The organism is Sulfurimonas indica, from assembly GCF_009192995.1.
GTDB lineage: Bacteria > Campylobacterota > Campylobacteria > Campylobacterales > Sulfurimonadaceae > Sulfurimonas > Sulfurimonas indica.
Genome location: NZ_SDID01000049.1, coordinates 1 through 453, shown reverse-complemented (window position 1 = coordinate 453; position 453 = coordinate 1). Strand labels below are relative to the sequence as shown.

Annotated in this window: 1 protein-coding gene; it reads right to left on the bottom strand. The window is 37.7% G+C overall.

Annotated elements, in window-relative coordinates:
- The coding region (locus tag ES948_RS10785; RefSeq protein WP_188109523.1) for an ATP-binding protein at nt 1–453 on the bottom strand (453 nt) is incomplete at both ends.

Below are 453 nucleotides of genomic sequence, written 5' to 3'. Positions count from 1 at the left end.
AGTTCAATTTTGTGTGAAGTGTGAATGAGCCTATCCATCATAGCATCAGCTATTGTTTCATTACCCAAATATGCATACCACTCTTTTATTGGCAGTTGTGCTGTAATAATAAGTGAACCATTGAAGGTTCTCTCTTCAACAACTTCAAAGAGATCATTAATCTCATCTCCCTTGAGCGGTGTAATACCAAAGTCATCAAGTAGAAGAAGTTTAAATTTTGAGATTTTTGCAAGCGTTTTTGTGTAGCTGCCATCGAGTCGTGCCATTTTAATCTCTTCAAGGAGTGCAGGTATCCTATAATATTTTGCGGAGTATCCAAGAGAGATAGCGCGTCTTGCCAATGCCTGCATAATAAAACTTTTCCCCGTTCCAGTGAGACCATTTATAAGGATGTTTTGAGATTTATTGATAAAGTCACAACTCGCCAATGAGAGTATCTGTGACTTATCAAGT